The 20,821-nt window shown below is 37.1% G+C and carries 28 protein-coding genes and 4 pseudogenes; 18 read left to right on the top strand and 14 right to left on the bottom strand.

All coding sequences use genetic code 11. The features are described 5' to 3' along the window. Positions 1-397 precede the first annotated feature (397 nt). From ACFINW_RS08490 to ACFINW_RS08500, 3 genes and pseudogenes are all read right to left on the bottom strand, one after another. Entirely contained in the window at positions 398-571 is a 174-nt protein-coding gene (locus tag ACFINW_RS08490) for a hypothetical protein (protein WP_375612544.1), read from the bottom strand. A gap of 176 nt (positions 572-747) precedes the next feature. Then, positions 748-1,226: pseudogene (locus ACFINW_RS08495) on the bottom strand (crossover junction endodeoxyribonuclease RuvC). 83 nt (positions 1,227-1,309) lie between these two features. Beyond that, positions 1,310-1,630, bottom strand: coding sequence for a hypothetical protein (locus tag ACFINW_RS08500; RefSeq protein WP_375641033.1), 321 nt, complete (start codon positions 1,628-1,630; stop codon positions 1,310-1,312). A gap of 50 nt (positions 1,631-1,680) precedes the next feature. On the opposite strand from ACFINW_RS08500, the gene ACFINW_RS08505 reads away from it, so the two are divergent. Both ACFINW_RS08505 and ACFINW_RS08510 read left to right on the top strand, forming a co-directional pair. Further along, positions 1,681-2,331 carry a S24 family peptidase gene (locus tag ACFINW_RS08505; protein WP_375641032.1) on the top strand — a complete coding sequence of 217 codons (651 nt, stop codon included), beginning with the start codon at positions 1,681-1,683 and terminating at the stop codon, positions 2,329-2,331. Between the two features lie 131 nt (positions 2,332-2,462). Further along, a complete protein-coding gene (locus ACFINW_RS08510) occupies positions 2,463-2,624 on the top strand; it encodes a hypothetical protein (RefSeq protein ID WP_375621638.1) in 162 nt (53 codons plus the stop codon). A gap of 103 nt (positions 2,625-2,727) precedes the next feature. Here the strand turns inward: ACFINW_RS08510 and ACFINW_RS08515 are convergent, their stop codons facing one another. Next, the gene (locus ACFINW_RS08515; protein WP_375641031.1) at positions 2,728-2,850 is read right to left on the bottom strand and encodes a hypothetical protein; all 123 of its coding nucleotides are present in this window, start codon (positions 2,848-2,850) and stop codon (positions 2,728-2,730) included. A 166-nt stretch (positions 2,851-3,016) separates the two neighbouring features. Here ACFINW_RS08515 and ACFINW_RS08520 point away from each other — a divergent pair. The 5 genes and pseudogenes from ACFINW_RS08520 to ACFINW_RS08540 form a co-directional block, all read left to right on the top strand. After that, a pseudogene (locus ACFINW_RS08520) lies at positions 3,017-3,627 on the top strand (phage antirepressor KilAC domain-containing protein); the annotation flags it as partial. 937 nt (positions 3,628-4,564) lie between these two features. Further along, positions 4,565-5,344, top strand: a pseudogene (locus ACFINW_RS08525) (ERF family protein). A 1-nt stretch (position 5,345) separates the two neighbouring features. Continuing rightward, a pseudogene (locus tag ACFINW_RS08530) lies at positions 5,346-5,970 on the top strand (lambda exonuclease family protein). Between the two features lie 69 nt (positions 5,971-6,039). Further along, positions 6,040-6,528 (top strand): DUF488 family protein, encoded by a 489-nt coding sequence (locus ACFINW_RS08535; protein WP_375674157.1) that lies wholly within the window; start codon positions 6,040-6,042, stop codon positions 6,526-6,528. Between the two features lie 95 nt (positions 6,529-6,623). Continuing rightward, on the top strand, positions 6,624-6,827 hold the full coding sequence (locus tag ACFINW_RS08540; protein WP_375641030.1) for a helix-turn-helix transcriptional regulator: 204 nt from the start codon (positions 6,624-6,626) through the stop codon (positions 6,825-6,827). 198 nt (positions 6,828-7,025) lie between these two features. On the opposite strand, the gene ACFINW_RS08545 is transcribed toward ACFINW_RS08540, so the two are convergent. The 10 genes from ACFINW_RS08545 to ACFINW_RS08590 form a co-directional block, all read right to left on the bottom strand. Then, positions 7,026-8,063, bottom strand: a complete 1,038-nt coding sequence (locus ACFINW_RS08545) for a tyrosine-type recombinase/integrase (protein ID WP_375671950.1) — start codon at positions 8,061-8,063, stop codon at positions 7,026-7,028. Between the two features lie 6 nt (positions 8,064-8,069). After that, entirely contained in the window at positions 8,070-8,288 is a 219-nt protein-coding gene (locus ACFINW_RS08550) for a hypothetical protein (protein ID WP_375630827.1), read from the bottom strand. Between the two features lie 119 nt (positions 8,289-8,407). Further along, on the bottom strand, positions 8,408-9,031 hold the full coding sequence (locus tag ACFINW_RS08555) for a lambda exonuclease family protein (protein ID WP_375674159.1): 624 nt from the start codon (positions 9,029-9,031) through the stop codon (positions 8,408-8,410). 1 nt (position 9,032) lies between these two features. Next, positions 9,033-9,860 (bottom strand): recombinase RecT, encoded by an 828-nt coding sequence (locus ACFINW_RS08560; RefSeq protein ID WP_375674161.1) that lies wholly within the window; start codon positions 9,858-9,860, stop codon positions 9,033-9,035. Between the two features lie 442 nt (positions 9,861-10,302). After that, entirely contained in the window at positions 10,303-10,734 is a 432-nt protein-coding gene (locus tag ACFINW_RS08565) for a hypothetical protein (RefSeq protein ID WP_375613788.1), read from the bottom strand. Positions 10,735-10,739: 5 nt separating this feature from the next. Then, entirely contained in the window at positions 10,740-11,201 is a 462-nt protein-coding gene (locus tag ACFINW_RS08570) for a hypothetical protein (RefSeq protein ID WP_375630466.1), read from the bottom strand. Further along, positions 11,198-11,761 carry a hypothetical protein gene (locus tag ACFINW_RS08575; RefSeq protein ID WP_375674163.1) on the bottom strand — a complete coding sequence of 188 codons (564 nt, stop codon included), beginning with the start codon at positions 11,759-11,761 and terminating at the stop codon, positions 11,198-11,200. Before ACFINW_RS08575 ends, ACFINW_RS08570 begins: the two co-directional genes overlap by 4 nt. A gap of 12 nt (positions 11,762-11,773) precedes the next feature. Then, a complete protein-coding gene (locus tag ACFINW_RS08580) occupies positions 11,774-12,532 on the bottom strand; it encodes an antA/AntB antirepressor family protein (RefSeq protein ID WP_375613785.1) in 759 nt (252 codons plus the stop codon). Positions 12,533-12,602: 70 nt separating this feature from the next. Next, positions 12,603-12,983 (bottom strand): hypothetical protein, encoded by a 381-nt coding sequence (locus ACFINW_RS08585; protein WP_375621921.1) that lies wholly within the window; start codon positions 12,981-12,983, stop codon positions 12,603-12,605. 245 nt (positions 12,984-13,228) lie between these two features. Next, positions 13,229-13,555 (bottom strand): hypothetical protein, encoded by a 327-nt coding sequence (locus tag ACFINW_RS08590; RefSeq protein ID WP_273721234.1) that lies wholly within the window; start codon positions 13,553-13,555, stop codon positions 13,229-13,231. Between the two features lie 113 nt (positions 13,556-13,668). Between ACFINW_RS08590 and ACFINW_RS08595 the strand changes: the two genes are divergently transcribed. The 11 genes from ACFINW_RS08595 to ACFINW_RS08645 all read left to right on the top strand — a co-directional run. Further along, the gene (locus tag ACFINW_RS08595) at positions 13,669-13,992 is read left to right on the top strand and encodes a hypothetical protein (protein WP_375630470.1); all 324 of its coding nucleotides are present in this window, start codon (positions 13,669-13,671) and stop codon (positions 13,990-13,992) included. 10 nt (positions 13,993-14,002) lie between these two features. Further along, complete coding sequence (locus tag ACFINW_RS08600) at positions 14,003-14,659, top strand: hypothetical protein (protein ID WP_375674165.1); 657 nt, start codon at positions 14,003-14,005, stop codon at positions 14,657-14,659. 12 nt (positions 14,660-14,671) lie between these two features. Beyond that, positions 14,672-15,430, top strand: coding sequence for a hypothetical protein (locus tag ACFINW_RS08605; protein ID WP_375674167.1), 759 nt, complete (start codon positions 14,672-14,674; stop codon positions 15,428-15,430). A 15-nt stretch (positions 15,431-15,445) separates the two neighbouring features. After that, a complete protein-coding gene (locus ACFINW_RS08610) occupies positions 15,446-15,919 on the top strand; it encodes a crossover junction endodeoxyribonuclease RuvC (RefSeq protein WP_375630580.1) in 474 nt (157 codons plus the stop codon). Continuing rightward, entirely contained in the window at positions 15,909-16,262 is a 354-nt protein-coding gene (locus tag ACFINW_RS08615; protein ID WP_375674169.1) for a DUF1376 domain-containing protein, read from the top strand. The genes ACFINW_RS08610 and ACFINW_RS08615 overlap by 11 nt, the downstream gene beginning before the upstream one ends. Next, on the top strand, positions 16,252-17,388 hold the full coding sequence (locus ACFINW_RS08620) for a hypothetical protein (protein ID WP_375674171.1): 1,137 nt from the start codon (positions 16,252-16,254) through the stop codon (positions 17,386-17,388). The genes ACFINW_RS08615 and ACFINW_RS08620 overlap by 11 nt, the downstream gene beginning before the upstream one ends. A 220-nt stretch (positions 17,389-17,608) precedes the next feature. Further along, on the top strand, positions 17,609-17,938 hold the full coding sequence (locus ACFINW_RS08625) for a hypothetical protein (protein ID WP_375674173.1): 330 nt from the start codon (positions 17,609-17,611) through the stop codon (positions 17,936-17,938). After that, positions 17,925-18,380, top strand: a complete 456-nt coding sequence (locus ACFINW_RS08630; protein ID WP_375674175.1) for a hypothetical protein — start codon at positions 17,925-17,927, stop codon at positions 18,378-18,380. Before ACFINW_RS08625 ends, ACFINW_RS08630 begins: the two co-directional genes overlap by 14 nt. 346 nt (positions 18,381-18,726) lie before the next feature. Continuing rightward, on the top strand, positions 18,727-19,233 hold the full coding sequence (locus tag ACFINW_RS08635; protein ID WP_120100860.1) for a hypothetical protein: 507 nt from the start codon (positions 18,727-18,729) through the stop codon (positions 19,231-19,233). 84 nt (positions 19,234-19,317) lie between these two features. Then, positions 19,318-20,016 (top strand): hypothetical protein, encoded by a 699-nt coding sequence (locus ACFINW_RS08640; RefSeq protein WP_375674177.1) that lies wholly within the window; start codon positions 19,318-19,320, stop codon positions 20,014-20,016. A 368-nt stretch (positions 20,017-20,384) separates the two neighbouring features. Beyond that, positions 20,385-20,821: DnaB-like helicase N-terminal domain-containing protein (locus ACFINW_RS08645; protein ID WP_375674179.1), on the top strand; the 437-nt coding region annotated here is incomplete at its 3' end.

The raw sequence follows: 20,821 nt of genomic DNA on the forward strand, positions 1-20,821 counted from the left end.
GAACCGTTCGAATTCTAACAGCGCCTCATCATGGGTTAGCCTTTATCGATTGCGTATTGCAAATTAGGTTCAAAATCCTCAGGTAAGCGAAAATCATCTTTTGATTTAGTCCGCTTTGCTTTTTGGGGAACGTTCTTTTGCTTGTGATTGGGAGGTTGGTTTTCTACATCCGTTGTGATTTGCTCTGGTTAGCTTCCGCAAGCATGAATCTCTATTGACTCATGAACCTGTTCGTTTGTTTCTAAATTTTCAGAACAAATTTCTTTTTTGCTAATACGATAGTATTAGTTTTTTATTATAACTGTTATTGTTTATGTTATATATGGGCATCATTAAGCATTACTTTAGCATCGTTAAGCATATCACAAGCATCATTTGTATGTTTATCCCATCTTGCCTACGCTGCTTTCTTTGCTCTCTCTGATAACGTCTTTGACCGTGACGTCTTCGATACCTTCTCTAAACTCTCATTAGAGTTATTGAGTTCTTCTTCAACTTTTAAACTCCATAAACACCCATCGTCTAAACGTTCGATATGACCTGTGCTTATTAAAACTTCTAACGCTTTCATGAACATTTTTACTGAACAGCCAGTGTAATCAGCCCGGACCTTCATATTATTTAAAAGTGGTTTTCCAGTATAAAGCATTTGCAAGCGTAACTTTATGTAAACTTTGCACTCAAAGGGAAATAAACAAGCAAGATCAAGAATCCATTTATCTGCAAATAGCCTCCGTCCACGGTAATTTATTGGACATGTATACCCTCTTCTTGCATTAAATATAAAATTGCTAAAGCATCTGCTTCTTTGTCGTCTTTAGGCGTATGTCCTTTTGTACACACCGCCTAAATCATTTCTTCTTTTGAGGCATTTCCTTTTCCTGTTGTTGCCTTCTTAATTGTGCCAACAGGAATGCCTTCATATAGTATCTGATGATGTTCACACCACGCTGTTAAGGTTGCTAGAAAGCCTCCGTAAATATGAGAAGCGTTTGTACCCACATGCCGGCGCACCTCTTCAAAATACACCGCGTCAATTTCATCAACGGACCTCTTTAGTTCAGTGAGCCACCGTTTAAAGCGTAAATAACGCATACCACCGCCTTCAAAACGGCGTGATTGAAAATCTTCTGTATCGCTTGTTATGTGACCATCTGCACCACGATCGCTCAGCCTGTCTTGGTCCCTAGATCAAGACATAAAATAGTTTGTGCGGTAGTGATCATAATCCCCCTTAAGGCTCTACGTATTTATGCGTGCGCATGGTGACGCGTAATCTATTAATTTGATCTCTTTATTTAATGCTTTTTTAAGAGTGTGAATGATGCTGTTGATGTTCATTACTATCTGTAGAAGCAGCAATAAAAGCAGATTGTGAAGATAATTTAGAATCACATGATTGCGTCCTATAAAAAAACGAGAAAAAGTCTTCTGCCTTAATCGGTGCTCCAATTCTTTTGGCTTCATTCAAAAGAATTGGGATATGTTTTGTTGGAATTCTCCCACCAGTTCCACCTTTTGATATAGGACGGAGCCAGGCATACACGCGTGTTCTATGAACCCCAAGCAGCTGAGATACTACCCTACGAACCCCACCTACCAGATTTATTATTTCCGAAAATTGTTTCACAGCACGTTATGTAGCGATTATAAAAACAATATCAAGAAGGAAAATTTATAATGAAACTACATGTTGCTAAATTAGAAAATGACGATTGTATACAACGTACCTACAATAAAGATATGACAATAAGTATCTCGCAATGGTTACAAAATGCCTTATCTGAAGCTGGATTAAGCCAATTAGGGCTTTCAAGACAGCTAACCGCTTCTTTAGGTCGCTCAATAGATCGTGCTGCCGTCAATAAAATGCTAAAAGGAACAAGAGATATTTCTGCTCGAGAATTATTAGAAATATCAAAGCTTACAGGTGCTTCTATTCCCACTAATCACTTAGTTCCTTTGATCGGATCTGTAGGAGCCGGAGGAGAAATAATCGCAATAGATTCTGGTTGTCTAGAAGAAGTAGAAGCCCCGCCATCTGCTCCTAAAGGAACTGTTGCTGTTCGCGTGGTAGGTGATTCTATGTTTCCAGCCATTGAAGAAGGAAGTCTTCTTTTTTATTCCTATCATTTGCTATCAGAAGATCTTATTAACAACCGCGCTATCATAAAAACTAAATGTGGAAAAGTTTACATCAAAGTATTACGTTTCGGAAAAGAAAAAGGGAAATGGGTTTTATCCAGTATAAATGGAAAATATGTCGATATCGTAGATGTAGAATTAGAATGGTGTGCACCTATCGACTGGATTAAGCCAGCCAAAATATGAATTAATATTTTTATACTTCTCTTCAAGCAAGCCTTTAGTTTATTACTTTAAAAAAATTTTTCAAAATCGCTACATTGGTATCCATAAACCACGCACAAACAATTGCCAAGAGGCGTTAGAGAGGAGAAATTATGGAAAATCCAATTCTTATAAATTCTGATGAAATTTTATTAGTTGTATACGATGATGATCAAAACATTGGTCGGTCAGGACCTCTGGATGAAAGCCAAGTTCTAAAAATTATTGACGAGGCAAATAATGAAATCCAAATCTTTCGCATCAATCCTTCTTAAAAGAGCTGCGAAGATATATCTGAAGATATCGCAGAATTTTATCTTAGAGAACATGAAGAACAGTGTTTTAACGGAAACATACCTCATGACGTTATTTTACACATTACAGCATACGTTTTTTTAGACGATATAAAACAGCATGAATATAACGATGCAATGTATGATTCTTACGAACAACAACACCGTTTGCATCCTTGTGATGTGCTTTAAATTCTGAAGGGCGCATTTAAAAGCGCCGCCCCCTTTCATTCATCAATCCCATCAACATGAGGTTCGTAATGGAAAAGCCTATTGCTATCCAGCACAATACAATCAAACACGAAACCGTTCAAACGGTCAACGCACGTGAGTTACATGAATTTTTGGAAATAGGGAAAGATTTCTCTACTTGAATTAAGGATCGTATTCATCAATATGAATTTGAAGAGGAAAGTGATTTTATAAAAACACAAGATTTGCGGTCCACAAAATTGGGGAGCGCAAAATCTAGAGCTGTTACAGCCATAGACTATCACCCCACATTAGACATGGCAAAAGAGCTCGCCATGGTAGAGCGTAATGAAAAAGGTAAACAAGCCCGTCAATATTTTATTGAATGTGAACGGCGTGCAAAGAAACCTTTAGACCTTGCAAACGCTTTAGAAGACTCTCTCTTTGTGAAAAAACTGCTTTTAGAAAGTGTCACACAATTAGAGACTTTAAAAAGTGAAGTGGGTATCCTTAAACCCAAAGCAGCTGCTCTTGAAAGTTTGCAACGTCACAACGGATTCTTCGGTCTTACAGAAGCCGCTAAAATACTCGAGATACAACCAAAACAATTCATTCTCTTCTTACAGCAAAAAGGGTGGTTTTACAGACGAGCAGCAGGTGGAAATTTGCTACCGTATCAAGACAAAATCCAAAAGCAACTTATGGATTGTCCGACCATCCACTTCAAACCGCAAATGGAATAGAAAAAGTTGTACCAGCAGCAGAAGGCATTGGTTTACAGTTTCAAGAGCTTATAAAGATAAAGCATGCATTAAGAGCAACAATCATGGAAAAGAAATACGAAATGACTGATGAAACAATAGAGTTTGCTGGAAAAACTCTTCACTGAATTAAAGCCTTAAGAGATTTTGATGCTATTAAAGCAGGCGACCTAGGCGGCTTTATACAAAAAGAAGACAACCTCAGTCATGATGGTAATTGCTGGGTAGGTGATGATGCAAAAGTCTATGGTTATGCCAAGGTTTTTGGTGATGTTTATATTGATAACATTTCTGGTATTTATGAAAATGCATGTGTTTTTGGTAGTGAATCTGTTACCAGAGGAACTAATATTTTTGGCAATGCGCAGATTTTTGGACATATTCGTGTTTTTGCCAATGCACAAATTTACGAAAATGCACAGGTTTCTGGTGTTGCATTTATTAGTGGAAAAGCTAAAATTTATGACAGTCCATTGATTTCCATCAGAGCAAAAATTGGAGGAAATGCCAAAATCCATGGTTATGCCTTTATTCAGGGAAACGCAGAGATCATCAATGATGAAATCATCACAAAGGGCGAGAGGCAATAAACCATGGAAAAAAATACGAATTTACTGATGAAATAGACATTCTCTATCGTCGCCCAGTTCGTCGCATGCGTGCACTGAGAGACTTTGGAAACGTTTGTGTTGAATCCAATGCACATATTTTCGATAATACGCAAGTTTACGGAATAGCCGAAATTCACGGCAATGCAATATTTGTGAAAAAGCTCATATTGGTGGTGATGCTGTTGTATGTGGTAACACATGTATTTCAAGCAACACACATATTAGTTATAATAGAAAAGCCCGAACATATCCCTAGGAAAAGACAGAGCGTATAAGCCCTTTCTAACAGCCAAACCAGCCTTTTAAAACATGCGTGATTCACGCCACACGTGAATTGCGCGTAATGGAGGAAATCAAAATGAGTGAACAAAACACTAACCTAATAGAAATTGAAGAAACACATCATTTAGCCGTCGAACAAACTGCTATGGAATGTATTTTAAATAAAGCCTTAGAAAGTGACGTCAGTATTGACCGCTTAAAGCGTCTTCTTGATTTAAGAGAAAAAGAAATAGAACGACAAGAGCGCCAAAACTTTGTCCGTGATCTTTCGGCTATGCAAACAAAATATCAAAATATTGAAAAAACTCTACAATCACCCATACAAACAGCAAATACGCTATGCTTGATCAGTACATTGATGCTGTAAAGGACGGGCTTGCAAAATACAAATATATTAAACATTAAACAGAAAAAAAACGTTACCATAGAAATAATTCTGTCTCATCCTTCAGGAAATCAAATCTCAACAGAAGGAACATTTCCAATTGACAGTACAGGCTCTAAAAATAGCATACGATCAGTTGGTTTTACACTTACCTACGGGAGATACCTGTTAGGCATGCTTCTTAATGTAGCAAGTAAAGAAGACGATACAGATGGTCAACCGCGAACCAAAGAAGGCGATACAAATAATCAAAAAGTTTCCTCTAAACAGATAAAGCAAATCGAATAATTAATTAAAGAAACAGGGACAAATGAAATTAGTCTTCTCTATTTTGCAGAAGCAGGAAAACTAACAGATATGTCTTGTGAAAAAGCAGAATTGGTTTTGGGGCATTTGGAAAGAAGAAAAAATATTCAAAAAGAAAAAGCTCTACAATCGCTCCCATCACAAGAGCAACAAACGGCGGTGTGAGATGGAGCAACGAACAGCAGAATGATTTTCAAGCAAGTCTAGGGAAAGTCATCGCATCAAACATTTACAACATACTCAATAAAAATACAAAAGGATTGCCTACGAGCAAATATGAAGACTACAAAATCAAACTCATAACAGAGCGTTTAACAGGCGAAACAAGCCCCTATTATGAAACTGAAGATATGAGATGAGGTATCGAACATGAAGAAGATGCCTTGAGAGAATATGGTTTCATTTATGATGTCAATATAACAAAGTGCGGCTTTATCCAACACTCCACAATAGAAATGGCGGGGGCTAGCCCTGATGGTCTCATTGGAGAAGACGGTTTAATCGAAGTCAAATGCCCGAGATCAGTAACACATATGCGCTTTTGTATAGGTGACGAAATCAAACCAGAATATCACGCACAAATGCAATTCCAAATGGCTTGTACAGAACGAAAGTGGTGTGATTTCGTAAGCTATGATCCACGTTTTACGGGGGAATTCTTTCACTTGCGCATGAAAGTCAAGCGTGTTCTCCGTGATGATCAACAAATTGAACAGATCAATCAAGCTGTTGAAACCTTTTTAGCAGAGATAGAACGAGAGATAAAACAACTCTCAACAAAAGCTGCTTAACCTTATGGGGGTGTTTTGTTCCCCGCATATCTACGAGCACCCCCACCCTTTCACATAAGGAAATTAAACGTGTGTAACATCGAACATATTATCATACAGCCTGCTAAAGATGAGGAATTTTGTTTTTTTACCATTGGCTATGAAGGTAGGTCCCTTGAGAATTATCTTAGTTGTCTCATAGAAAACAATATCAAAACTTTATGTGATGTTCGTAAAAATCCAATAAGTAGAAAACACGGATTTTCAAAAAGACAATTAGAGCAAGCTGTAAGCAACATTGATATTGAATATATGCATATGCCTGAACTTGGAATTGCCTCTGAAAAACGAAGAAATTTGAAAACACAAAAAGATTATGACCGCCTTTTTAAAAATTATCGAAATACAACTCTCAAGAATAATTCTTGTGCAATAAACAAATTATATCAAATTTTTTTAAACAAAAAGCGCGTTGCAATCACCTGTTTTGAAGCCAATGTATGCATGTGTCATAGAGGACAACTCGCATTAGCTCTTACTCAATTGCCTGATTGGAAATATGAAATTGAACACATCTAAAAAATAAACTTGCAGATTTTTAAAAGTTGGAGTGCTTCACATGCCTTCCAGCCCCCCACCCATTTAATTAACATAAAAAAGAGAAAGGTAATGAGATGATATTTGATGATGGAGATAGATATGTAACGACACGTGAGTGTGCACAGCTTTTTAGTGTATCCACAACAACGATTCGCAATTGGGTGCTTCAGGGGTTGTTTCCGGAGCCATATAAGCTAGGGAGAGCAGTGAGGTGGAGAAAAAAAGAGATCTTAGCCTTCATTCCAAAGAAAAATAAGGAACAAATAGGAGTAAATTAGATAAAGTTGTATAAACCGTAAAGGGTGGTCTAAAAACAGCTCTTTAAAGAAAAAAATATATATATATTTCAATACATTAAAGATAAAATTTGGTGCCCAAAAGAGTTTCAATAATTTTAAATAAAATAAATGAGTTATTGCGATATGGGGGAAATTTATCATTATTGATTCCATTAATGTTTTTTATAGCACTATCCCTCATTTTTTTTGGAGCTTTTTTATCGCTTCTATAGCTAGCCTTTTGCGATCTGCGCTTTTTGTATAAAGAGATGCCATGTTGTCGTCGGTCCATCCAAAAATTGCCTTGAGTTGTGATACTGTTGCACCTGAATTAGCGGCGCGTGTTGCTGCTAATTTTCTTAAGCCATGTGCTGATTTTTTGATTCCCGCTACGTTACAAGCTTCACGAAAAAGGTTGCCAAAACTTTCTTTTACGAGTTTATTTCCGTTTTTTCCGCAAATGAATGTTTCATTTCCAATAGGACCAATTTTTAGAGTTTCTGCTAATTCAGGCAAAATGGGTAGAAAAACATCTGTTTGGAATTTACTTTTCTCTGTCTTGAGATGAATGATATTATCTTTGACATCGTTCCAACCAATGCGGACCGCATCACCACGACGCAAACCCGTGTAAAGAAGAACATCAATCCAGACGCGTTCATGTGAACCATGTGACCAATGGTGATAATATTTTTCAACATCTTCTTCTGTCCAAACAGCAAATCCATCTTTGTTGTTGAGAGGAGGTCTTTTTATTCCTAAAGCTGGGTTATTCTCCAGAAGTTCTTGATCGATCGCCCAATTAAAAAGTCCATTAAGTGCTTTTAGAAAATTTTGGGCAGCTGTTGGTTTTTCTTTGCGGCGTTCAACACCCGCTGTAATATGTGATTTCTTTATTTCTCTGTATGGAATGTTTCCTATAGCATCACATACCTTCATAAGGATAAGTTCTCTTTGTCTTTTCGTAGCTTTAGCAAGGCTATGCCAATGAACGCTGTTAAAGTATTGTTTAAGCAGCCATGCAAATGACCCTTCAACAAGTTTACCGGTTTTTGATTTAGGAAGTATAAGTCCTTGTAACTCGGCAAGTGCGCTTTTGTAGTTATCAACAAACTCTTGCGTTCCATAGGTACCGCGTATTCTAATGCGTTTGCCATGACCAATACGTACATACCATACAATTTTGCCATGTTGAGTAATTTGTTTAACGAGATGAGGAGGACGTGGTTTAGGCATGGTATTTTACATCTTAGAGAGTGCGGTTTCGTAATATTCATTCTTTGACAAATCTAAAAGTTTGTCTGGGTGGCTAACTGAATTTGGTATTGGAATATCTGCTTTAAGATAGATAAGCAGTTCACCGGTAGGTTTGATTTCTATGAGTTCGCAACCTTGTTTTTTAGCTTCTCTTAAAGCGCGTGCGATGGCTGGTTGCGTTATAGCAGCTGGACGAGGCGCCATATCTTTTCTCCTTACATTGAGATGCAATTCACGTGTGGCGTGAATCACGCATTACTTGAAAGTGTTAGGAAGGGTGGGGGTGCTTGTAGATATGCGGGGAACAAAACACCCCCATAAGGTTAAGCAGCTTTTGTTGAGAGTTGTTTTATCTCTCGTTCTATCTCTGCTAAAAAGGTTTCAACAGCTTGATTGATCTGTTCAATTTGTTGATCATCACGGAGAACACGCTTGACTTTCATGCGCAAGTGAAAGAATTCCCCCGTAAAACGTGGATCATAGCTTACGAAATCACACCACTTTCGTTCTGTACAAGCCATTTGGAATTGCATTTGTGCGTGATATTCTGGTTTGATTTCGTCACCTATACAAAAGCGCATATGTGTTACTGATCTCGGGCATTTGACTTCGATTAAACCGTCTTCTCCAATGAGACCATCGGGGCTAGCCCCCGCCATTTCTATTGTGGGGTGTTGGATAAAGCCGCACTTTGTTATATCGGCATCATAAATGAAGCCATATTCTCTCAAGGCATCTTCTTCATGTTCGATACCCCATCTCATATCTTCAGTTTCATAATAAGGGCTTGTTTCGCCTGTTAAGCGCTCCGTTATGAGTTTGATTTTGTAGTCTTCATATTTGCTCGTAGGCAATCCTTTTGCTGTCTTACTGATAATGTTGTAAACATTAGATGCGGTGACTTTACCCAAGCGCGCTTGAAACCATTCTGCTGTTCTTTGTTCCATCTCACACCGCCGTTCTTTGTTCTTGTGGTCCATATTCGATATCTTGGACGTGAATATATTCGGCATCTTGTATAGGCGCCTCTATTTGCTTTTGTTGTAGGAAAGATTGTTCTTTTTCATGCTGTCTCTTTTGCAAAACATCCAAAATCCTTTGTGCTACTTCATCAGGAAGATCTTCAAGCTTTTGGACTCGTCCATACTCAAGGACTTTTTCCTCTTCTGTTTGAGTGATGTTTATTAATTGTTTGATTTGCGTAAGCACATCATAAGAAACTAACTTCGTTTGTACGTTATGGTTTGTTTCATTGATACGTTTTGCTTCATCTTCTTCATAAATACCGGAAAGCCCGAAAGCATAGCGAGCACATTGTATAGTGGCTTTATGGCGCAACATACGTGCGGGGTATTTTTTCCAAGGGTCACTGTGGTCTTGTTCGCATTCTTTGCGATATTCGGTGACTTCGATAGGGTCTTTAATCCCTTTGAGACGAATAGCACATTTGATAGCAATGATATTCCCATCCTCATTGATTTGATCTTGAAAGGTCATGCCATCAAAGTCAGGATTTGATTTGATGATCTTTATCCAACCGTCGATAGAAACAACGGGTATGATGCCGCCGCCTTTTTTAGGGAGTGCATAGATTTCTTTTGTTAAAGGGTTAAGTCCATAAGTATTGGCAACAAAAAGAAAAACGGCAAATTCTGCATCAGTGATGACATTAGCATTTTTATATCCAATACAAGTTTTTATGATTGTTTCTCGAAATTCTTCAGCAGAAAATCCATATTTTTCTGCCATTTCTTTTAAAAAAGTAGAATTTTTCATCTTGATTTCCTACATTGCGCGCAATTCACCCGTGGCGTGAATCACGCTTGTGTTAAAAGGCTGGTTTTGGGGTGTTAGAGTTTTGTCTTTACAGGTTGTACAATCCGATCAATTGGAATGCGTTTTATATATGCACAATGATCAGAATATAGCGTCAACAAGAAAGATTCATCTGAATTGGGTGGTATCATTTCAAATCTAGTGCATGCAAACGGTCTGAATTCGTATGAAAATGCAAAGCATTGCGATCCTATGAGTTCCATTGGCACGATATTCTCTTCACTTAAGAAGGCATCTATTTTGTCTTTAGAGATTATGGTATCTACATAGGGCTCGCCCTTATCTCCAGAGATCGTTATACAAAGTTCACCTGGATTGTGGGTATTTCTCACAACTAACTGCGAACACAAAGTAGGTTTAATTTCATATCTATACATAATAATTATCTTCTCTCGCTCGTTGTGATAATACTGCCTCCACGAACCTCTGAATCTCCGTAAATGTGTGCGTTACCATACACTTCTGCATTGCAATGAACACTTGCATTTTCGTAAACATGTGCTTTTCCAAAAATACGACCACCATATATTTTTGCGTTATGATGAATTGTTGCATTTTCATAAATATTTGCAAAATAACAAACTTTTGAGTTATCAAATACCTTGGCATTGTTGTAAACTTTTGCACCGCTATAAACCATGGCATCATTATAAACCCAACAGTCTCCTTCATGACTTAAGTTGCTCTCACCTTCTATAAAGCCGCCTAGGTCACCTTTCTTGATTTTTCCGAAGCTTCTCAATGCACGAATGCGGTGGAGAGTTTTGCCCCCAACTTCGATTGTTTCATCAGTAAGTTCATATTTCTTTTCCATGATTACTATTTCTCACGTTCTACGATTACGGTGGAGCCACTAATTTTACAATTTCCAGCAATGTCTACACGACAGCAAATATATGCTTGATTGTAAATTTTAGCATTTCCGTAAACGTGTACACTTTTCCCTATAACAGAATTCCCATAAATCCGCGCATAGTCAAAAACCTTGGCATTATCTCCAACATCAGCACCACCAACTTCGGCATAATCAAAAACTTGTGCATTGCCATAAACGCGTGCATTCCCATAAACCCGCGCATCATCATAAACTTTGGCATCACCGTAAACGTGTGCATTGCCAAAAATCCAACAGTCTCTCTTATGGCTTAAGTTGCTCTCTTTTTCTATAAAACCGCCGAGGTCACCTTTTTTGACATATCCAAAGTCTCTTAATGCTCTAATTCGGTGAAGAGTTCTTCCATCAAACACAGTTTTTTCATCAGTAAATTCGTATTTTTTCATCTGGTCTTTTCTCCAGTTGAGATTCTTTTATTGCCATCAATCCAGTCGTCCCAACATACACATGCTGCACCGTAAATTTTTGCATGACCATAAACATGCGCATCACCGCAAACTTGCGCATTGCCGTAAACACGCGCCCTATCGTAAATGTGTGGCTCTTCGTAAACTTGTGCATTGCCATAAACTTCTGCATTATCAAAAACGTGCGGTTCACCGCAAATATGTGCATCACCGTAAACTTCTGCATGACCGTAAATGCATGGTTCATCGAAAACTTCTGCTTTGCCATAAATACGAGAATTGCCGTAAACTTCTGCATAACCGTAAACTTGTGCATTTTCGTAAACCTTAGCATTACCAAAAACCTTGGCATTACCATAGACTTTTGCATAATCCCCAATCCAGCAATTACCATGATGACTTAGATTGTCTTCTTTCTCGATATAGCCGCCAAGATCACCTTTCTTGACGTCCCCCAAATCTCTCAGTGCACGAATGCGGTGAAGGATTTTGCCATCAAACTCAATTGTTTCATCAGTAAGTTCGTATTTTTTTTCCATGGTTTATTTCCCTTAATGCATGTTTTGTTTTTTAATCTCTTGAGACAACACACCAATTCCTTTTGCTGTGATTTTTGCGCAAGGAATGACTTTTTCTATTCCACTTGCGGTTTGAAGTGTAATGGTGGGACAATCCATTAGTCCTTTTTGGATTTTATCCTGATAAGGCAATAAGCGATCCCCGAAAGTGCGTCGATACACCCATCCTTTTTTCTGTAGGAAGAGAATGAATTGTTTTGGTTGCATTTCGAGCACTTTAGCGGCTTCAGTAAGACTGAAGAGCCCATCAGAGCGTTGTAAGCTTTCAAGAGCCATTGCTTTTGGTTTTAAATCTTCAATGATGATGTCTTTACGCTCATTTTCATTTTTTAGATGAGTTAATACACCTAACATTACTTGTGGACTTGAGTAATCGATTTGTGGTGTAACAACTTGCTTTGCACGCCGCTCGCATTCAATAAAATATTGACGGGCTTGTTTTCCTTTTTCATTACGCTCTACCATGGAAAGTTCTTTTGCCATTTCCAAGGTGAGATGATAATTAATTGCAATAACAGATCTAGATTTTGCGCTCGCCAAATTTGGTGACCGCAAATCTTGTGTTTTTACAAAGTCTTGTCCTTCTATAAAATTGTATCTGCTAATACGGTCCTTAATCCAATTGGAAAAGTCTCGTTTTGCTTCTAAGAATGCGTGCAAGTCACGAGCATTGACTGTCTGAACGCTTTCTTCGTTAATGGTGTTATTTGTAATAGTGATAGGATTATTCATAAGTTTACTCCATCCGATAATTTAATAAGAGGAAAGAGGGGGGCGCTTTTAAATGCGCCCTTAAGAATTTTTAAAGCACATCACAAGGACGCAAACGGTGTTGTTTTTCGTAAGAACCATACATTGCATCATCATATTCGCGCTGTTTTATATCATCTAAAAAAAAACCGTATGCTGTGCTGTGTAGAATAAAATCGTGAGGAATGTTTCCGTTGAAACACTGCTCTTCACATTCTTTAAGATAGAATTCGGCAATATCTTCAGAGATATCTTCGCAACGATTAGTCGTTGGTTCAATACGCAAAATTTGGACAGCATTATCGGCTTGGTCGATAAATTTTATCATGTCACTTTCTTCTAAGAAAGGACCAGATTTAGCGAGATTTTGCTCTTCATTTTCGCACATCACTAAGAGAATTTCATCAGAATTTATAAACACTGGTTTATTCACAAATGCCTCCATACTGCCTATTGGCAAAAGTTATTTTCTAAGATATGGAGTGAACATATTTTCGATTTTAGAATAAGTCAATATAATTTTTCTAAAACAGAAAAAAATTTTTTTAGTGATAGACAAATAGTCTACACAAAAAAGTAATTTAATTTTCATTTCAATGTGGAGAAAATTCTGTATGAAGCAGTCTAAAAAAGCTCTAAAAATATTTTCGTCATTAACAAATGAGCAAAAACGGGTGGTTATTTTCCATCTTCTTCTTGCAAAGATCGCAGAAAAGAAATGACGGCTTTTCTATGCTCTGGCTTTGCCGAGGAATATAATTTTAAAAAATAATCATCACAATTATCGGGTATAAAATGAGGGGGGAGAGCTTTAAAAAATGAAGTTAATCTAACGAGTTCATCAGCAGATATGCTTCTACTTTCTTTATCATCATCGACAGAAAGCATCTTAGATACAACAGATGTATGAAGTCCCATATGTTTAGCTAATTCAGTTCGGGACCCATGACCCATTGTTTTAAGTTTTTCATTTGCCCAAATTTTTATTTCTTTTTGAATATCCATACTTATCAATATTCCTATTGTTTTAAAAAATATCAACATTTCTATTTTAGAAAAAATGTTGACATTTTTTCTATAATCGAATAAATGCCCGTTTGATAAATAGAGAAATTAAAATGAATATCAAAAATTCAGCAGGTACGATTATAAAATATTTAGGCGGTGCGAAACGTGTGTCATTGATTTCTCAATGCCATGTGTCTGCTGTTTATAAATGGACTTATCCTTTAAAAAAACTAGAGGGTAAAGGCGGAATTATACCAGCTAAATACCAAATTATGCTTTTGAATTACGCACGTGATCATGGGATAGATTTGCGTCCAGAAGATTTTTTTTATCCCGAGCGCTTGCAGAGATTAATGCAAGAGCAACACCCCCCATTGTCGAAAATTAGCAAGAGCTGCGGTGTTGATCACACCGGAGAAACTTTACAGCATTAAGGAGATAAAGATGAGTTCGAATGAAATTTTATGGATAGCAGTGGTTTCAGTTTTGCTCTTAAGCGGAGTGATGTTTCGTATTGCATTGCATTATCGCAACCAAGTTAAAGCACTTAAAGAGCAGGTTCAAGATATTAAGAAAAAAATGAAAGAGAATGAGTTTAGGTATTTAAAGGAAAGCAAGCAGACAATTGATGAATGTGATGCGGATCTTGAAGAACGTGACAAGGAAATTAAACAACTGAAGCAAGAGATTAAAGAACGTGAGGAGGAAATTAAAGAATTGAAGCAAAAGATAGATGCGTACCGAGAAGAGTTTAAACGGAAAAGTGAAAAGATACAGGCACTAAAAGCAGATGTTCAATCACGTGATACGGAAATTGAAGAACTGAAACAAAAGATGGAAGAATGTGACGACGAGGAAATTAAAGAACTGAAGCAAGAAATTAAAGAACTCGAAGTAGATGTGCAATTACGCGACGAGGAAATTGAAGAACTGAAACAAAAGATGGAAGAATGTGACGACGAGGAAATTAAACAACTGAAGCAAGAGATTAAAGAACGTGACGAGAAAATTCAAAGACTAACACAAGAGCTTAAACAGCGTGATGAAGCAGTAAAAGCGCCGCCTCATAAGAATAAGAAGAGTAAGAAGAAGGGTAAGTGAGGAGTGGATAAGATGACAGTTAAAAAGAAGTATGAATCTACTGATGAAACAATCGAAGTTAATGGAGTTACGCTTCATCGTATACGTGCTTTAAGAAATTTTAGAGATGTGTACGCAGGTGACTTAGGTGGCTTTATTGAAAATGAAAGCAATTTAAGTCATGAGGGAGACTGTTGGGTTGGGGACGATGCAAAGGTTTATGGTAGTGCTAGGGTTTACGGTCGAGCCAAGGTTTTTGGTAATGCCAACGTTTATGATAACGCTCATGTTTATGGCAATGCCATTGTTTATTTTGATGCTCAAGTTTTTGGTAATGCACATGTATACGGTACAGCAATAATTTGTGAAAATGCCTGTGTGTGTGGTGATGCATGGATTGATACAGGTTTTATTAGTGGTTGTGATTTAGTTAATAGTAGTAAAAAGAAATACGAACTTACAGACGATACAGTTGATCTCGGTCCTTTCAAGTTACACCGAATACGAGCATTGAGAAGCTTTGGCAAAGTAAAGAAAGGTGATTTAGGTGGCTGGGTAGAGAGTGAAGAGAACCTCAGTCACGAAGGTAATTGTTGGATTAGTGGTTTAGGGGCTGTTTTTGGTGGCGGCAGATTACGTGGTGATCACCTAGTTCCAAACTTTAATTACATTTCCAATACGACTTATAAATTGTCTATGTTAACACCACAACAATACATGGCATCTCTACCTTGGCACCGTAGAATATGGGAGCGACTCCGTTATTATTGGGAGTGCGGAATATGGCTTTAGAGCTTCATAAACGTGATGAATAATACAATTCTTTGTTTTGATCTAGGTACCAAAACAGGGTGGGCGATACGTGGTGCAAGTGGTGACATGTTCAGTGGTACCGTGAATTTTCAATCGCGCCGTTTTGAAGGCGGTGGAATGCGTTACTTGCGTTTTAAACAATGGCTATCAGAAATAAAACAGACAGCAGGTCAAATTGACGTGGTGTATTTTGAAGAGGTGAGGCGTCATAAAGGTACAGATGCAGCGCATGTTTACGGTGGTTTGTTAGCAACGTTAACGGCGTGGTGTGAACAGCATCAGATACCGTATGAGGGGATACCAGTAAGTACGATTAAGAAAGCGACGACAGGCAAGGGGAATGCGTCGAAAGAAGAGATGATTAAGGCGGTGCGTGCAAAAGGGCACAATCCGAAAGATGATAACGAAGCAGATGCTTTAGCAATTTTATATTTAGTTAAAGAAAGGGAATTGGGGTATGTCCAGTAAATTACCATGGACGAGGCTTTTTGCAGACAGATGGCTTGTTACTCTTGGTTGTTTGTCGCCGACCGAGAAATGTATCTATGTCATGTTGCGACTTCTAATGCTCCATACTGGTGAACCTATTTTAAAGGACTTAACGGTATTAGCTTTTTGGGTTGGTTATCCAGTAGAAGAGTTTGAAGCAGCTTTGAATTCCTTGATTGAAGGTGGATTCATCATACGTTTAGACAATGGTGGGTTGTGGAATTCAGAAGTTGAAAAAGAACTCAACAGTCTCAGTGAAGAAGAGCTAGATAATTTCACTTGCAATAATAATAAAGAAAGGGAGGTGAAGTATGTCAACTAAGTTGCCATGGACGAGGCTTTTTGCAGACCAGTGGGCAATTGTTGTTGATTATTTGCCTGCTGTAGAGGGAAATATCTATATGCGATTACGGTTACGTATGTTGCGTACTGGTGAACCTCTTTTTTATAATATTAAAGTTTTATCTCATTACACTGGTTATTCAGTGAAGAAGTTTGAAGCGGCACTGAATGTTTTGCTTGAAGAAGGATATCTCATTCGTTTAGCAGATGGTCGCTTGTGGAATTTAGATGTTGAGGAAGAACTCAATAACTCTAATGAGAATTTAGATAAAGCTTCGGAAAAGGCTTCAAAAGCAGCAAAAGCTAGATGGGATAAAAACAAAGATAAAAGTAATGATGATGCACGTGCAATGCATGAGCAATGCACAAGCAATGCATACGCAATGCACGAGCAATGCTTGGAAATGCACAATAACATTAACAATAACAATAACAAAAAAAATAAAAATATTATTTTATCAAAAAGAGAAATTGATTTTGAAAATTTAGAAACAAACGATTTGGTTGACGAGCCAATCGAGTGTGATGTTGAAAGCCAATCAGAACAAATCAAAACGATAGAAACCAAACAACCAATCATTCGCGAGCAAAATACCAACACTTCAAACAAAGCTAACAACCGATGGCAAATTGACGAAGCGATGATTGAGAAATTGCCTTCACGAAAAGTTAAAAAGGTTGGAAAACAACTTTCAGAAATCGTTGATAAGATAATGCCTGCTTATTTTCCAGAGAAAGCAAACTTTTTTGAAGGAACAAAGAAAATAAGGGAAAAACAAGAAGTTGAAAGAATACTAGAAGATTTCAAACCCGATTTTCAATACGCAACTGAACAAGGATTAACGCATGATGAAGCCTTATCAGAATTTGAAAAATTTGTACGCTTTTCAAAATCCAACCCATGTCGAAATGCAAATGAACGCGATTGGCAAAGCGCTTGGGATAATTGGATTACGCATCCAGAATATGGATTGGTAATTAAGAAACACAAAAAATCAGAAGTGAAAAAACTATATGAAAGCGCATGTTATAAACCACCGTCAAACAATTTCGCAAATAACCTTTCAGAAAGCTTCAATCAACTTGCAACAGCGATCTACGCTTAAAGACACTTATGGATCCGAAAAAAACAGCAAAGTAGTGAAGTTTGCTGATGATTTTGAGAATAGATATGCGTTTAAATTGGCAGAAAAGCACCGTACAGAGCGATTTAAAGATTTTGTGATAAAAACCACATTGAAATTAAAAACGCTTCTGTACGGTCCATTTTGAGGCAAATAAACCCATTGGTAAAGTTATGGATTTAGATAGGGGATATTAAACCAAATGTTTTTAAGAAAACGTAAACAGAAGGGGGGAAAAAAGTTTGTTGCAACAGCGGTTGGATATGCACCATGGGGATTAGGGGTAGCAGAGTATTTTTACAATCTTTACGAATATGATGATGGTACAAGAGAATATGAAGAATTTGACGGTGGTCAGTATCATGAGATGCCTGAGAATGTTGATTACAGTACCAAGGCTCAAGTGAAAGCTTGGATATATGGGGGTGGTATTCCGAAAAGCGTTCTCAATTACGAACCTCTCATAGATGAGATCAATAAAGAGATCAAAAAATTATCAAAAACCGCAGGAAATAAATATGTTTACAGATAAGCAGCTAAGAGCCTTGTTTGGTATTATAATTTTTATATTTTTATGCTTTTTAGAAATTAAAAAAAATCCCTATTTTATCCAAGGTATTTTGATATTTGCATCTTTTGGTTTGATAATAATAACAAATATTTTTGTAATTTTATGCAATTCTCATATTCCTTTTGAGTTGCAGAACAATCCAAAATATAAAGATGATGATACAACAGGTTGGAAGACATTAACACGTGATTTACAACAGTATTTGCACAGACTTTTAAAGCTAATAAGTTTAGCACTTGTCGTTTTAATTTTTCCAAATAGTTATACTGTATTTTGGTATTTAGATATCGTTTTTTGGTACTTTTTTTTAGTTTATTCATTCTTTCTCATGTTGCATACACGCAGTTTAATAAACATGTCCATTTACGCGATACAATCATCTATTAAAAAGAAAGAGAGCTAGAGAAAGCACTTGGTATTCAATTAGGTAGGTATCAAAATGAAAAAAATTGAAAAAAATAAAAAATACGTATTGACTTTAAGGAAAGGTTCGTTTAGAAAGCTTGGCAAGTGCTTGAAAAACACTGTAATACGAGCGGATAGGTTACGAAACGACCTCTTCCCATGTTTTTAAAATATACTGGCTTTCTTTTGTGCTCTTATTGGCATATAACGATTTTGCCGGGTGTGGTTATACTATACAATACCCTTCATAGGGGAAAGTGTAACGACGGTCTCGTATCCGTGTTTTTCAGCGCCCGGCGCCCTTAGGGGTGTCAATGAAAATGTTAAAATACGAGGTAATTATTATGCAGAATTCTGTAAAAAAATATCAACTCACCAATCAAACAATTCTTCGTGAGGGTAAAAAACTTTATCGCATTAAGGCGTTAAGAGATTTTGGTGATGTTAAAGCTGGTCAACTTGGTGGCTATATTGAATCTGAAGAAAATCTTTCCCATGATGGTAATTGCTGGGTTGGTGATCAGGCCATTGTTGTGAGCCCTGGTCGTGTTTACGAAAATGCGCAGGTTTATGGCAATGCAGGTGTTGGTGGTTTTGTATATGGTAATGCTCGCGTCTACGATTCAGCAAAGGTTTTTGCCAATGCCCATGTGTATGATAATGCCCATGTTTTCGATAGTGCAAAAATTGTAAGTAAAGTGCATGTTTATGAAAATGCCAATGCATGTGGCATGGCTATTGTTACTAAGAATATTTGTGGTGACACAATGAATAATGTTTATACAGAACGCCTTTCTCCTTATGGTGAAATTTGCTTTGTTATGTGTCGTCCTCATAGGAAAACAGCTTAAATAACGGCGCGGGCGCGGCGGGGGCGCCTCCTTATAACCATTTCATTTAAAAATTTGTTTGAATATTAGATTAGGGAGCTACCTATGACCACTAAAACTGTATCTAAAAAATATGAGCTTATAAATGAAAGTCACGTTAAAGGGATTACTTTATACCGCATTCGTGCTTTAAAAGACTTTGCTGATGTTAAAGCTGGTGATTTAGGCGGCTTTATTGAAAAGGAAGATAACCTTTCTCATGATGGCAATTGCTGGGTTTATGATAATGCTTGTGTTGTAAAATCTGGTCGTGTTTATGAAAATGCAAGAGTATATGGCAACGCTGTCATTGGTGGTTTTGTTTATGGCAATGCGCATGTATATGATAAAACCCGCGTGTATTTTGGAGCTCATGTTTATGATAATGCGCATCTTTCTGATAAGGTGTGGGTTTATCAATATGCAAGGGTTTATGGGAATGCAAAATTAACAGGAAGTGCACGCATTTATAGCAAGGCTGAGGTTTATGATCATGCTGTTGTAAGTAGCTCTTCAAAAATTTATGGCAAGGTTTATGGTAATGCTAGCGTGGGTGGGTATGTTAAGGTCTATGGTTCTGTTTATGGCAATGCTAAAGTGACTGGTTATCACACCATTAGAGGTTTGGTACATGGCAATGCAAGATTAAAAAGAAATGAGTATTCATATACAGAACAAAACCCTTATTATGCATATGGAATTCCTGAAGATTGTGAAATTTATGAAAACGATACCGTTGTAAAGATTAGTGAAAAAGCAGCGTAAATAAAATAACGGGGCGGGGGGCTGCTTTATAGCAAAAAAGCCGCGTCCTTTTAAGACACGGCTTTTGTTTGCAACTGGAAACTTATACATTTTAAATGTTAAAGTATATTACACAAAACGTGTAAAAATGCAAGCCTTAATACATAAAAACCGCATCAAAATGAATTGATACGGCTTTTATTATCAAAACAGCTAGCGATCTAAATAAACGATTAAAAGAAATAACCGAAATATAAAAGAACATCTCTTTATTGCACAAAACGTATCAAAAAGCAAGCTGTTAAGTAAAATAAAAATGGGATTCACACTGTAGATTCAGTGATTTATAATTATCATTTATCAAATCAATTTAAATCATAATGAATAAAATGAACGCTGTTAAATTACCTTCTTTTCAAACAGAAGAACAATCTTCTTTTCGTCAACTTCCCCATAATATTGAAGCAGAGAAAGCTTTGCTGGGTGCTATCATTATCAATAATAATGCTCTTGATAGCGTTTCTGATTTTTTAAAAGCAGAGCACTTTTTTGAACCGTTGCATCAAAAGCTTTTTGATATCATTTCACAAATTATTCAAAATGGAAAAGTTGCAGATCCCATTACTATTAAGCCCTTTGTTGAAAATGATGCGAAAATTGGTGACATCACTGTATATAATTACGTGGTGCGTTTAGCTAAAGAAGCTGTAACAATCATTAATACTAAAGATTATGGGAGTGTCATTTATGATCTGTTTATCCGACGCTCTTTGATTAATCTTGGCAATGAAGTTGCCAATACAGCCTTTGATGCTCCTGTCGAACT

Source organism: Bartonella sp. AA18HLJMS, assembly GCF_042197245.1.
In the GTDB taxonomy this organism is placed as follows: Bacteria; Pseudomonadota; Alphaproteobacteria; order Rhizobiales; family Rhizobiaceae; genus Bartonella.